This window comes from Cognatiluteimonas profundi (genome assembly GCF_009792795.1).
Taxonomy (GTDB): domain Bacteria; phylum Pseudomonadota; class Gammaproteobacteria; order Xanthomonadales; family Xanthomonadaceae; genus Cognatiluteimonas; species Cognatiluteimonas profundi.
Window position 1 is genome coordinate 328716 of record NZ_VKHQ01000004.1, and the last position, 13867, is coordinate 342582.

Below are 13867 nucleotides of genomic sequence, written 5' to 3' on the forward strand. Positions count from 1 at the left end.
GCGCGGTGGCTGCAAACGTATGCACCACCACGCGCGCCGGCGCCGGGCTTAGTCTGCCGACTCCCATCCGGACGACCTCATGCACGGCAGTGCCGCTTCCCTGTTGACGATTTTCGGCGCGACCGGCGACCTCGCCCAGCGCATGCTGCTGCCATCGCTGTACAGCCTGGAACACGAAGGCCTGCTGCCATCGCGCCTGCGCATCTTCGGCACCGCGCGCAGCGAGCTGGATGACGACGGCTTCCGCGCGCTCGTCGCGCAGTCGATCGAGCGCAACGTGCCGGTTGCCGAAATCAATCCGGACAGCCTGGACCGGATGCTGGCGCGACTGTCCTACCAGCCGGCATCACTGGATGATCCCGACGCACTCGCGCGCCTGTGCACGGCCATCAAGGCGCTGCGCGATGGCGACGTCGTCTTCCACCTGAGCACGGCGCCGCGCTGGTACGGGCCCATCTGCAGCGCGCTGGGTGCGCACGGACTCGGCGGCCCCGGTACGCGCGTACTGCTGGAAAAACCCATCGGCCGCGACCTCGCCAGCGCGGTGGCCATCAACGATGGCGTCGCGCGCGTGTTCGACGAGGAGCAGGTCTTCCGCGTCGACCACTACCTGGGCAAGGAGGGCGTGCAGAACCTGCTGGCGCTGCGCTTCGGCAATGCCTTGTTCGAGCCGCTGTGGAACGCGCGCCACGTCGAACAGGTGCAGATCACCGTCGCCGAGACCATCGGCGCGGAGGGTCGCGACTATTACGACGAATCCGGCGCCACCCGCGACATGCTGCAGAACCACCTGCTGCAGCTGCTGTGCCTGACCGCGATGGAGCCGCCCTCGCAGTTCGATCCCAGCGCGGTGCGCAACGAGAAGCTCAAGGTCCTGCGCTCGCTGCGTCCGATCACCGGCGCCGATGTCGCGACGGAGACGGTCGCCGGGCAATACACCGCCGGCGCCATCGGCGGCCGCGCCGTCCCCGGTTACGCCGAGGAACTCGGACGCTCCAGCCGCACCGAGACCTTCATCGCGATGCGCGCGCGGATCGACAACTGGCGCTGGTCCGGCGTGCCGTTCTACCTGCGCACCGGCAAGCGCATGCCGCGGCGCGCCACCGAGATCTACCTGCAGTTCCGCGCCGTGCCGCATTCGATCTTCGCCAACACCGGCGCGAGCGTTGAAGCCAATGCGCTGGTCATCACCCTGCAGCCCGAGGAACGCATCGAGTTGCGGCTGATGAGCAAGACACCCGGGCTGGATCGCGCCGGATTGCAGCTGTCGCAGGTCGCGCTGGACCTGGACCTGCACGAGCGCTTCGCGTCCGACCGCAAGCGGCTCGCCTACGAGCGGTTGTACCTGGATGCGCTGGAAGGCAACGGCACGCTGTTCGTGCGTCGCGACGAGACCGAAGCCGCGTGGCAATGGGTCGACGCCATCATCGCCGGGCGCGAGGGCACCGGTGCCGCGCCGCGGCCCTATCCGGCCGGAACGTGGGGGCCCGCGGCCGCGGTGACGCTGGCCGAGCGCCACGGCCACAGCTGGAGGGAGTGAGCGATGTCGCCTTCCACGACGCTGCATCCGACCCTGGTGCGCGTCACCCGACGCATTGCCGAGCGCAGCCGGCCGACACGTGACGCCTACCTCGCGCGGATCGCACGGGCGCGCACCGATGCACCCGCGCGCGTCGCGCTGGGATGCGGCAACCTCGCCCATGGATTCGCCGCCGCAGGTCCCGACAAACCCGCGTTGCGCACCGGGCACGGCGGCAACATCGCGATCGTCACCGCCTACAACGACATGCTCTCGGCGCACCAGCCGATGGAGCAGTACCCGACGCTGATCCGCGCGGCGGCGCGCGCCGCCGGCGGCACCGCGCAGGTCGCGGGCGGCGTGCCGGCGATGTGCGATGGCGTCACCCAGGGCCGCGATGGCATGGAGCTGTCGCTGCTGTCGCGCGACGTGATCGCGATGGCGACGGCGATCGCGCTGTCGCACGACATGTTCGATGCCGCGCTGCTGCTCGGCGTCTGCGACAAGATCGTGCCGGGCCTGCTCATCGGCGCGCTCAGCTTCGGCCACCTGCCGATGCTGCTGGTGCCCGCTGGTCCGATGCGCTCCGGGTTGCCGAATCGTGAGAAGGCCGCCGTGCGCCAGCGCCACGCCGAGGGCAAGGCCAGCCGCGAGGAACTGCTCGAGGCCGAAGCGGCCTCCTATCACTCCGCCGGCACCTGCACGTTCTATGGCACCGCCAACTCCAACCAGATGCTGATGGAGTTCATGGGCCTGCACATGCCGGGCAGCGCCTTCGTGCACCCGGGCACGGCGCTGCGCGACGCGCTGACGGTGGCCGCGACCACGCGCGCGCTGCAGATCACGTCGACGGGCGCCGACTACACGCCGATCGGCCACTGCGTCGACGAAAAATCCATCGTCAATGCCATGGTCGGGCTGGCCGCCACCGGGGGTTCGACCAACCATTCGATCCACCTGGTCGCCATCGCGCGCGCCGCCGGCGTGCTGATCGACTGGGACGACCTCGACGAGCTGTCGCGCGTCACCCCGCTGCTCGCGCGCATCTATCCCAACGGCAGTGCCGACGTGAACCAGTTCCAGGCGGCCGGCGGCCTTGCGCTGGTGATCCGCGACCTGCTCGGCACGGGCCTGCTGCATCCGGACATCCGCTGCGTGCACGGCGGCGACCTGCATGCGCAGGCGCGCGAGCCGTGGCTGGACGGCACCACCCTGCGCTGGCGCGACCCGCCGGACACATCGCTCGATGCCAGCGTGCTGCGATCCAGCGCGGAGGCCTTCGACAGTGAAGGCGGGCTGCATCGCCTGCAGGGAAACCTCGGGCGCGCGATCGTCAAGATCTCCGCGGTTGCAGCCAGCCATCGCGCCATCACCGCGCCAGCGAAGGTGTTCGACACGCAGGAAGCGGTGCTCGACGCGTTCAAGACCGGGCAGCTGGAAGGCGACTTCGTCGCGGTGGTGCGCGGACAGGGCCCGCGCGCCAACGGCATGCCGGAGCTGCACAAGCTCACCCCGACACTCGGCCTGCTGCAGGATCGCGGCCAGCGCGTCGCGCTGCTGACCGACGGCCGCATGTCCGGCGCTTCGGGCAAGGTGCTCGCCGCCATCCATGTCACCCCCGAGGCCATGGACGGCGGCGCCATCGGCCGCATCCGCGATGGCGACCTGATCCATGTCGACGCCGAAGCCGGCGTGTTCGAGGCGCGCGTGGACGCAGCGACCTGGGCCGCGCGCGCGGCGGAATCCGGCGCCGTCGTCAATCACGCAGGCATGGGGCGCGAACTGTTCGGCGCCATGCGCGCGCACTCCGGCACCGCGGAACAGGGTGCCTGCAGCCTGTTCGCCGATCCGCGCCTGGCGACGGCCGCGCCATGAGCGCGGCGACGCCGCTGGAACTCATCGCCGACATCGGCGGCACCAATGCCCGCTTCGCGCTGACCGATCCCGCCGACCCGGCGCCCCGGGTGCTGCAGTCGCGCACGCTGTGCAATGCGGAATTCGCCAGCCTGCAGCACGCCGCCGAGCATTACCTCGCGGAAGTCGGCATGCGTCCGCGTCGCGCCGCGATCGCGGTCGCCTCACCGGTCGGCAACGACGCGGTGCGCCTCACCAATCGCGAATGGTCGTTCAGCCAGCGCGAACTGCGTGGCGCGCTGGGCCTGGAACACCTGCGCGTGCTGAACGATTTCGGCGCCGTGGCCTGGGCGGTTCCCGCGCTGCTGCCGGAGGATCGCGCCACGCTGCATGGCAGCGCGACTGCGCCGCTGCACGGACCGGTGACGGTACTGGGGCCGGGAACCGGCCTGGGCGTGGCCATGCTCGTCGGCAGCCAGGCCGGCGGCTGGCAGGTGGTGGAGACGGAGGGCGGCCACGTGACCTTTGCGCCCATCGGCACCGAGGAACACGCCATCGCACGCTGGATGACCGCGCGTTTTGGCCGCGCCTCCAACGAACGCCTGCTGTGCGGCACCGGACTGGCGCACATCGACGCGCTGCTGCGCAACGAAGGCCCCACCGACGCATCGCCCGCGTTGCGCGAACCGGCGGACGTGGTCGCGGCGGCGCTGGAAGGCCATGACCGCAGCGCACGCCGCGCACTCGCGCGCTTCTGCGCGGTGCTGGGCAGTGTCGCCGGCGACGCCGCGCTGATCCACGGCGCGCGCACGGTGATGATCGCGGGCGGGATCATGCCGCGCTTCGTGCCGTTCCTGCGCAGCAGCGCGTTCCGCGAGCGTTTCCTGGCGAAAGGTCGCTTCGCGGCTTACCTTGAGTCGGTGACCATCCATGTCGTCACCCACCCCCATCCCGGCCTGCTGGGCGCAGCGGTTGCGCTGCGCGCGGCCACCACGGAGTAATCATGGCGACGCCACAACCTGCCTCCACCCAGCGCGATGCGCGGATCGACGCCCTGTTGTCGCGCGCGCCGGTCCTGCCGGTGTTGCGCATCGACCGCATCGAGGATGCCGTGCCACTGGCGCGGACACTGGTCGACGCCGGCCTGTCCGTGCTCGAGGTGACGCTGCGTTCGGACATCGCGCTGGAAGCGATCCGTCGCATCGTCGACTCCGTACCCGGCGCCTGCGTCGGTGCGGGCACGGTGCTGGATGCGACGCAGCTGGCGGCCGTCGCGCGGGCCGGCGCCGCGTTCGCGATTTCGCCCGGCGCCACCGACGCCCTCTACGACGCCGCGACCACCGCCGCCTTGCCATGGATTCCCGCTGTTGCGACCGCGAGCGACGTGATGCGCGGCATCGATCGCGGCTATCGCCGCTTCAAGTTCTTCCCCGCCGAAGCCGCCGGCGGCGTCGTCGCGCTGCGTGCCTTCGCCGGCCCGTTCGCCGATGTGCTGTTCTGCCCGACCGGGGGCATCGATGCCGACAACGCGCCCGGCTACCTGCGGCTTTCCAATGTGATCACCGTCGGCGGATCCTGGATGGCGCCCGCCGATGCGATTGCCGCGGGGGACTGGACGCGTATCGGTGCGATGGCGCGCGCTTGCCTGGCGTTGTCGCGGTAGCCAGACCTGCCGTTCCGCGGCCTGGTCCCAACTCACAGGCACAAAAAAACCCGCCGGCCCGAAGGCCGGCGGGTTTTTTCTTGACCCTTGATCAGAACTTGTAGCTGGCACCCACCAGGTAGGTGCGACCCCACTCGATGTTCTCGAGCGGACGATCCTTGGTGCCGGCGTAGGTCCGGTAGGCCTCGTTGGTCAGGTTGTTGGCCTGCAGAAGCAGGGTCAACCCCTTGAAGCTGGTGCCCTCGCCGAAGGAGTAGCTGACCTGCGCATCGGTGATGTTCTCGCCGACCACGTAGCGCAGCGTGCGGTCGCCGGAGAAGTTGCCGATTTCACCAATGAAGTCGGAGCGACGACGCTGGTTGATGCGCGCCTCGAAGCCGTTGCGCTCGTAGTAGGCGGTGAAGTTGTATACGCGCTTGGACAGGCCCGGCAGCATGATCGGGTCTGAACCGACGCTGCTCTGCACGCTCGGGTCAGGCGGGATCATGATGCTGCTGTCGGTGAAGGTCGCGCTCGCGATCACGCCGAAGCCGTCCAACACCGGGGAAAACATGTCCAGCGGCAGCGACGCAGTCAACTCCGCGCCCTTCATGTTGCCGCCCGTGCCATTGAACGGCGCGGTGTACGTGCCCGTCGCCAGCGCTGGCGGCGAACCCGGCGGCGGCACGTAGCCGGCGACAAACTCGGAGAAGTCGTAGTTGTCCTGCGTCTGCGTGTAGATGTAGGTCTGCAACTGCTTGTAGAACACCGCAGCGGCCACGTACGCCTTGGTGTCGAAGTACTTCTCGTAGGAGATGTCGACCGCGTTGGCCTTCCATGGATCCAGACGCGGATTGCCGCCGCTGGCGCCAGGCTTGCCGGTGGCGGTATCGACGCCGAACTCGAACGACGCCCGCATCTGGTCGACGCGCGGACGCGCGACCTGCTTGGCCAACGCGAACCGCAGGACCTGGTCTGCCGGGAGTTCGAACGCCAGGTTCAGGCTCGGCAGCACGTCGGTGTAGGTCTTGCCGTCGGTATGCGGCACGATCTGCTGACCGGCCGGCAACGCATTATCGAACACGTTCGCGGTCGAGGATTGGTCGACATGCTGGACCTGCACGCCGATATTGCCGCGCACCGGCACCGAGCCCAACTGGGTGTCGATGTTGCCCTTGACCCAGCTGCTGGTGATCTTCTCGTCGACGGTCCAGGCCTTGCTGACCAGGTAGGACGCGTTCTCGTTGGGATCGAAGGTCATGAAGCGGTCCACGACGCCCGGAACATTCCACGAGGGGATGTAGCCAACGCCGGCGAAGCCGAGGTCGACCAGCCCGTACTGCAGGTCACCGGGAATCGTCGTCGGGCCTTGCGCGCCCAGCAGGATCGAAGCTTCCGGCTGGTGCTTTTCCTTCGCGCGGTCGGCGTAGTTGATGCCGACATCGACGCTGGCGAGCCAGTTCATCGATTCCGGCCCGGGGATGTTGGCCGCGAGCTTGTAGCTCTTCAGTTCATCGACGATGCGCGGCACCTTGCCGTAACCGGAACCATAGATCGTGTTGGCCACGTAGAGCGAGTTGGGGTCGGAATAATCCAGGGTCGGATTGATCTGCGAGAAGTCGTTGCTGTTGTAGGCCAGGTGCAGCGTGTCGAGCTGCGGCGCCGGCGCGAGTTGCAGGTTGTTTTCCAGGCTCAGCTCATTGCGCGTGGCCTTCGACCAGCTGACGTCGGCGACGAGCCGCACGTCGCCAAGGCGGAACTGGTTGTTCCAGCCGACCGCGTTGATCTTGTCCTCGCGCTTGTTGTACATGCCACGCACCAGCGGATAGACACCGGTGACGGTGCCGCCAGTGAACGTGCCGTTGCCGTTGACCTGTGCGTCGGTGACATTCAGGCCCGGCGAGTAGCCGCCGTTGTAGCCACCGAGGTTGACCTCGAACTGGTTGGCCGTGTCTTCGGCCTTGGATTGCGAGTGCAGGACGTCCAGCGTGCTGTGCCACACGTCATTGGGGCGGTACTCCAGCGTCGCCATGACGGCATCGCGCTTGGTGTAACCGGTGCGGCGCAGCGCCTTGATGCCGTCGGAGTAATAGGTGCCGGCCGCGACGCCAGGACGCCAGTTGTCACCGACCGCCTGCCAGGGCTCGTACAGGCCGACCTGGTTCTCCTGGGTCGGCGTGTCGGAATGCGAGTAGCCGATCGAGAAGCCGAACGTACGGTTGGCGAACTGGCCAATGTAGGCGGCGTTGAAACGATTGCCGTTGGCGTCGGCATTAGCCGCGCCACCCAGCGAGTTGTGCGTGCCGCGCGCGCTGACGACAGAGACTGAATCGGCGAAGTCCAAGGGGCGAACGGTGCGCATGTCGATGGTGCCGGACAGGCCCTGCCCGACGAGTCCTGCGTCCGGGGTCTTGTAGACGGTCACGCCCGCCATGAGTTCGGACGGGTACTGGTCGAATTCGACGCTGCGGTTGTCACCCGTGCTGACCAGCTCGCGGCCGTTGAGCAGCGTGGTGGAGAAGTCCGGGGACAGCCCGCGCACGCTGATGACCTGCGCACGGCCGGCGACCCGTTGAGCGGCAAGGCCCGGCAGGCGCGCGATCGACTCGGCGATGCTCACGTCGGGCAGCTTGCCGATGTCTTCAGCCGAGACCGCCTCGACGATCGACGTCGCATTCTTCTTGGTGTCGATCGAGCGCTCGATGCCGCGGCGGATGCCGGTCACCACCACCTTGTCCAGGTTGGTCGCGTCGTCGGGCTTGGCAGCTGGCTTCTTGGCCTTCGCTGCGGCGTCCGTCGTCGCTGGCGCATCGGCCTGGCTGGTCGCCTGGTCCTGCGCCTGCGCCGATGCCGCCATCCACAACGTTGCCGAGGCCAGCGCCACGCTCAACAGGTTCCGCTTGTAGTTCACCATCTCCCCTCCCACTTGTTTTCGTGTCGTCCATCGTCGTGCGCGATGGTTTGGCGTAGGCCGTGGCGCCGGACCCACTACCCGGTGCCGGGCAATGGTAGTCCGCCACATCCCTGCACAAATTGCGCTGCATACGTATTCATTGCAGTCGCCGCGTGATCGGTGGCGCGTGGATGATCGGCCGTGGAATCATGCTGGCGAGGCTTGGAGCGCGCGCCGGAATCGGCGTCACACATCCTGACAACCGGAGCATCCGATGCGGCCATGGCTTGCGGACCTGCGCCGACTGGCGAGCCTCGCCGCATCGGCCGGCCTGCTGGCGGTTGCCGGCGGCGGAATGGCCGCGGCCGCACGGCCACCGGATGCGCCGCTGGCGCCCGCATCCCCGGACTGGCGCGACCAGGTCATCTACTTCGTGATGATCGACCGGTTCAGCGATGGCGACCCCGGCAACGACGACCAGGGCGCCGGCGAATTCGATCCGGCCGACGGCGCGAAATACAGCGGTGGCGACCTGCGCGGGATCACCGCGCGGCTCGACTACATCCGCGGACTGGGCGCCACGACGGTGTGGATCACGCCGCCGGTGGCGAACCAGTGGTGGAACGTGAAAGGCCATTTCAGCGGCTACCACGGCTACTGGGCGGAAAACTTCGACCAGGTCGACGCGCACTACGGAACGCTCGCCGATTACAAGGCGCTGGCCGAAGCCCTGCACGGCAACGGCATGTACCTGGTGCAGGACATCGTGCTCAACCACACCGCGGATTTCTTCGCCTACGCCGGCGGCTGGGATGCGCGCGATCCCGCCCGGCATTTCGTGCGGCATGCGGATTCGCGCGGACGCACGGCGCCATCGCAAGCGCCGTTCGACCAAAACGATGCCCGCGACCCGGCGCAGCGCCGCAAGGCGATCTACCACTGGACGCCGGACATCGCCGATTTCAACGATCGCCACCAGGTCCTGGACTACCAGCTGGCCGGCCTGGACGACATCAACACCGAGAACCCGCGCGTGCGCCATGCGCTGCGCGCCAGCTACGGCGACTGGATCCGGAAAGTGGGCGTCGACGGTTTCCGCGTCGACACGGCGTTCCACGTGCCTGCGGATTTCTTCGCCGATTTCCTGCACGCCGATGATCCCTCGGCACCGGGCATCGACCGGGTCGCACGCGCCACCGGTCGCGCCGGGTTCCTGTCGTTCGGGGAAGGCTTCGGCACTGACAAGCCGTATGCCGACGCGCAGGCGCGCAAGCTCGATGCCTACATGCGCACGCCCGGTGGCCTGCCGTCGATGATCAACTTCCCCTTGTACGGCAGCCTTGGCGACGTGTTCGCGCGCGGCCGGCCGACAGCGGAGCTCGGTTACCGCATCCGCGACATGATGGCGGTGCATGCCGATCCGTGGCGGATGCCGAGCTTCGTCGACAACCATGACGTCGACCGATTCCTTGCCGGCGGCAGCCAGGCCGGACTGCAGCAGGCGCTGCTGGCGATGCTGACGCTGCCGGGCATTCCCACGATCTATTACGGCACCGAGCAGGGCTTCACCAGCCAGCGCGCGGCGATGTTCGCGCACGGATTCGGCGCTGGCGGCCACGACCATTTCGATACCGCGGCGCCGCTGTACCGCTTCCTGCGCGAGGCGATCGCGCTGCGTCGGGACCATCGCGTGTTCTCCCGCGGCACGCCGCGCGTGCTGTCCGAGAACGCCGCCGGGCCGGGCGGCTTCGCCTACCGCGTGGATGGCGAAGGCGACACGGCGCTGGTGGCGTTCAACACTGCCGACGGCGCGAGCCTGCTCGACAACATCGCCACCGGCCTGCCGCCCGGCAGCGTGCTGCATCGGCTGTTCGGGATCGACGATGGCCTGCCCGATGACGTTATGGTCGGTGCATCGGGCCGGCTGACGCTGTCGCTGCCGTCGCGCAGCGCCATCGTGTGGCAGGTCATGCAGCGCACCGCGGCACTTCCGCCCGCGCGCGCACAGCCGACACTGGAGCCATTGCAGTCGACGCCGTTCGTGGGCGACTTCGCGGTGGTCGGGACGACCGCCAGCGCGGACGGCGTGCGCGTCGTGGTCGATGGCGACCTGGAGCATGCCCAGTCCATCCGGACCGATGGCGCCGGCCGCTGGCACGCGATGGTGCGCACCGGCGGCATGATCGATCCAGGCATCGTCCATCGCGTGGTCGCGCTGGATCCGCATACGGGTGACGTCTCCGACGCACGCACGTTCCATGTCGCGCACGCGTGGCGCGTGGTTGCCGACGTCGATGATCGCCATGGCGACGACAACGGCCCCACCGGGCAATACGTCTATCCGGCCGATCCGGGTTGGCGCCTGCACCGTCCGGCCGACATCACCCATGTGCGCGCGTCGACCGCCGGTGGCGCGCTGCGCGTCGCGCTGCGCATGCACGATGTCGTCTCACAGTGGAATCCCACCCATGGCTTCGACCATGTCGCCTTGACGGTGTTCGTGCAGCTGCCGGGCGAGCCCGGTGGCAGCCGCACCATGCCGCTGCAGCACGCGACCTTGCCCGGCGGCATGCGCTGGCACTACCGCCTGCGCGCCAACGGCTGGTCGCTGGCGGCGTTCAGCGCGACGGCTGCGTCCGACGACAACGAGGGCACGCCGGCCGCATCGCCCGACATCGCGGTCGACAAGGCCAGCGACACCATCACTTTCACCATTCCGGCCACCGCGCTGGGCGATCGCGCATCACTCGCCGGCGCGGAGCTCTACGTCACCAGCTGGGACTACGACGGTGGCTATCGCGCACTTGCGCCACGGCCAAAGCCGGCGACGTTCGGCGGCGGCGGCGCGCGGGATCCGCTGGTGATGGATGCGACGGACGTCATCGTGTTGCGCTGATGCGCCATGGTGCTGGCGTCATCGGTCGCGGTTGTCGTCCGCGTACGCCCAGCGCAGGAACACCGGCAGCATCCGCGCCCAGCTGGCCTGGTTGTGTTCACCGCCCGGCAACCGGTAGAACGCCGCGTCGGCGCGATCGGGGTGCGCCGGGTAATCGAGGTTGATCGTGGTGCCGAGTTGCGCGAGGCCACGCGTGCGAACGGCGGTGCCGTCGTGTTCGCCGGCGATCAGGTCGTGGAGGTCGTCGAGGACATCGATGCTGCCGTCATGGTCGCGATCGTCGGTCTCCTCCTTGTCGCCGGCGGCGAAGAACAGCTTCATGCCGGTGCGCGGCGCGCTGCTGTCGACCAGTCGTTGCGCGAGCCGCGTGCGCTGGATGGCGCCGGGCGAACTGCGATCGGCCGATACCCAGAACGACGGCGAGAAGGCACCGACGCGCCCGAACAGTTCCGGGTATTCCCAGGCGATGCTGAAGGCGTTCAGCGCGCCCAGCGACCAGCCCAGCATCGTGCGCGCGCCGGGAGACGGACGCGTGCGGTAACGCGCGTCGATCGTCGGCACCAGCGTGTGCGCGACCCATTCCGAATAAGCGTGCGCCTGCGTGCCGACCGGTCCGTAACGGGTCTGCGCGACCAGGCCGTGGCGCGCCGCGCGATCGGACAGGCCATAGGCCGCCATGCGGTCTGGCGGCATGTCGATGGCCACTGCGATCAGCGGCCGCAGCGTGCCGTCGACAGTCATCCGCAACAGGGTGTCGCGCAGGCCGACGGCTTCCATGTCCTGCCCGTCGTTGACGTACAGCACCGGATAGGCGATGGGAGCGTCACTGCGATAGCCGGGTGGCAGCAGCACGCGGACGCGCAATGGCGTCGGCGAGATGCCCGGGGCGGCGAGCTGCAGCGTGTCGATGCGCTCGCTCGCGTCGGCCGTGCCGGCAGCCAGCACCGGGCTGCCGACCAGCAGCAGCGCGAGCAGGGCGCCTGCAGGCAGCCGCATCATCAATCGCGCCATCGATCGGCCTCTAACGACCGACCGGCATGAAGCGGATCGCCTCGCCGCCACCGGGCGCCAGCCGCAGCGTCAACGTATCGGCGCTGGTCACGCGCTTCGTTTCGCGTGCAAAGGCGAAGGGGGCGGTCTTCCAGTGCGCGCCGTCGCCGTCGCGATAGATCTGCGCGACGTAGGTGCGACCCGGATCGAGGAAGGACAGCGGCACCGACAGCACGCGGCCGTTCTCGTCGGTCACGCTGCCCAGGTACCAGCCCTCGCCATTGCGATCCTTGCGCGCGATGGTGACGTAGTCGCCGATCTCGCCATCGAGCACGCGAGTCTGCGACCAGTCGACCGGCACGTCCTCGATGAACTGGAACGCGTCCATGTGCTTCTCGTAGTTTTCCGGCAGGTCGGCCGCCATCTGGATGGGGCTGTACAGCACGACGTACAGCGCGAGCTGTTTGGCGATCGTGCTCTGGATCGGCTGGCCGTTGCGCCCCTTGAGGCTCAGCACGCCCGGCGTGAAATCCATCGGACCGGCGAGCATGCGCGTGAACACCAGGTTCGCCTCGTGCTCCGGCGGGTTCGGCGGATTGCCCCAGGCGTTGTATTCCATGCCGCGCGCCCCTTCGCGCGCGACCCAGTTCGGGTAGGTGCGGCGCAGGCCGGTGTCCTTGATCGGCTCGTGCGTGTCGATGACGATGTGGTGTGCCGCTGCCGCCTGCACGACCTTCAGGTGATGGCGTGCCATCCACTGGCCGTCGTGCCATTCGCGCACCACCGGACCGTTCGGCACGTCCTGCCGCTCGATCTGCCCGGCGTCGCACACGTAGCCGGTCTTGACCGCGTCGATGCCCAGGCGCTGGTCCAGCGCGAACGCCGCATCGAGCTGGCTTTCGTAATGGCTGACCGCGCAGCCGGTCTCGTGGTGGCCGATCAGGTGCACGCCCTTGCTCTTCGCATACGCGGCCAGCTGCTCGATGTCGAAGTCGGGCGTGGCGCGGGTGAAGTCGAAGTTCCAGCCGTTGCCGAACCAGTTGCCGTCCCAGCCCGGATTCCAGCCTTCGACCAGCACGCCACGAAAGCCGTGCTTGGCGGCGAAGTCGATGTAGCGCTTCGTGGTCGCGGTGGTCGCGCCATGCTTCGGGCCCGTCGCCCAGGTCTGCTGGTCCAGGTGCAGCGACCACCAGACGCCGACGAACTTCGAGGGCTTGAACCAACTGACGTCGCCGAGCTTGTTGGGCTCGTTCAAGTTGAGGATCAGGTTGGATTCGTACAGGCCGCCGGCTGTGTCGGCGATCTGCAGCGTGCGCCACGGCGTGTTGAACGGCGCGGTGCGATGCACCTTCCAGCCTTCCGATGCGGGTGCGAGCTGGGCGCGCAGGCGCTGGCCCTCGACGCGCCGCAGCCACATGCTCGAATAGTCGACCAGCGCCGCCTCGTGGAAGGCGATGTACAAGCCATCCCTGGTCTTGATCGTCATCGGCGTGTGCGCCTGGCCGACTTCGGCCAAGGGCGTCTTGTTGTAGAGGTATTCGTAGCGGTTCCATTCGCCGGCCGGGATCCACCACGCGGTCGCCGGCGACGCGACGTCGAACTCGGTCAGTTCGTCGTCGATGATGACGTCGTGCAGCTGCGGCTGGTCCGGGAACTCGTAGCGGAAGCCGACGCCGTCGTCGAACACGCGGAACACCACGTCGATCGAACGTTTGGGCTCGATCGTCTCGGTGAAGCGCGTGCGCAGTTCATCGTAGTGGTCGCGCACGAAGCGGCTCTCGCCCCAGGGCTGCTCCCAGGTGTCGTCCTGGCTGCGCGTGGACGACGACGCCAGCGCGAGGTTGCGCTCCAGCTTGCCGGCGCCGCGCAGCAGGAAGCCCATGTGCGACGGCGCGATCACGGTTTCGCCCAGCCGGCTGATGCGATAACTCAAGCGGCCCTCGGTGACGTCGAGATCCACGCGCAGGATCTTTCCGGGCGACTCGACGCTGGCCACGGTCTCGGCCAACACGGGGGTGGTGCCAGCCAGGGCCAGCAACGCGAACAAGGCGAATCGACGCATGGGAGTCCTGT

At 68.4% G+C, this 13867-nt stretch carries 8 protein-coding genes; 5 read left to right on the forward strand and 3 right to left on the reverse strand.

The genetic code is table 11. The features are described from left to right. Window positions 1-79 precede the first annotated feature (79 nt). From zwf to eda, 4 genes are read left to right on the forward strand one after another with little or no spacing between them, the layout of a single operon-like run. On the forward strand, window positions 80-1540 hold the full coding sequence (gene zwf, locus GST15_RS08160; protein WP_159016756.1) for a glucose-6-phosphate dehydrogenase: 1461 nt from the start codon (window positions 80-82) through the stop codon (window positions 1538-1540). A 3-nt stretch (window positions 1541-1543) separates the two neighbouring features. After that, entirely contained in the window at window positions 1544-3394 is a 1851-nt protein-coding gene (gene edd, locus GST15_RS08165; protein WP_199268740.1) for a phosphogluconate dehydratase, read from the forward strand. Next, window positions 3391-4374, forward strand: coding sequence for a glucokinase (glk, locus tag GST15_RS08170; RefSeq protein ID WP_159016757.1), 984 nt, complete (start codon window positions 3391-3393; stop codon window positions 4372-4374). Before edd ends, glk begins: the two co-directional genes overlap by 4 nt. A gap of 2 nt (window positions 4375-4376) precedes the next feature. After that, window positions 4377-5036 carry a bifunctional 4-hydroxy-2-oxoglutarate aldolase/2-dehydro-3-deoxy-phosphogluconate aldolase gene (gene eda, locus GST15_RS08175; protein WP_159016758.1) on the forward strand — a complete coding sequence of 220 codons (660 nt, stop codon included), beginning with the start codon at window positions 4377-4379 and terminating at the stop codon, window positions 5034-5036. Between the two features lie 91 nt (window positions 5037-5127). Here eda and GST15_RS08180 read toward each other — a convergent pair whose 3' ends face one another. Further along, on the reverse strand, window positions 5128-7929 hold the full coding sequence (locus GST15_RS08180) for a TonB-dependent receptor (RefSeq protein WP_159016759.1): 2802 nt from the start codon (window positions 7927-7929) through the stop codon (window positions 5128-5130). Window positions 7930-8182: 253 nt separating this feature from the next. Between GST15_RS08180 and GST15_RS08185 the strand changes: the two genes are divergently transcribed. Beyond that, the gene (locus GST15_RS08185) at window positions 8183-10804 is read left to right on the forward strand and encodes an alpha-amylase family glycosyl hydrolase (protein WP_159016760.1); all 2622 of its coding nucleotides are present in this window, start codon (window positions 8183-8185) and stop codon (window positions 10802-10804) included. An 18-nt stretch (window positions 10805-10822) separates the two neighbouring features. Here GST15_RS08185 and GST15_RS08190 read toward each other — a convergent pair whose 3' ends face one another. Next, window positions 10823-11815: an alpha/beta hydrolase gene (locus tag GST15_RS08190; RefSeq protein WP_159016761.1), complete on the reverse strand. Its 993-nt coding sequence runs from the start codon at window positions 11813-11815 to the stop codon at window positions 10823-10825. Between the two features lie 10 nt (window positions 11816-11825). Next, window positions 11826-13856, reverse strand: coding sequence for a glycoside hydrolase family 97 protein (locus tag GST15_RS08195; RefSeq protein ID WP_233263108.1), 2031 nt, complete (start codon window positions 13854-13856; stop codon window positions 11826-11828). Window positions 13857-13867 lie beyond the last annotated feature (11 nt).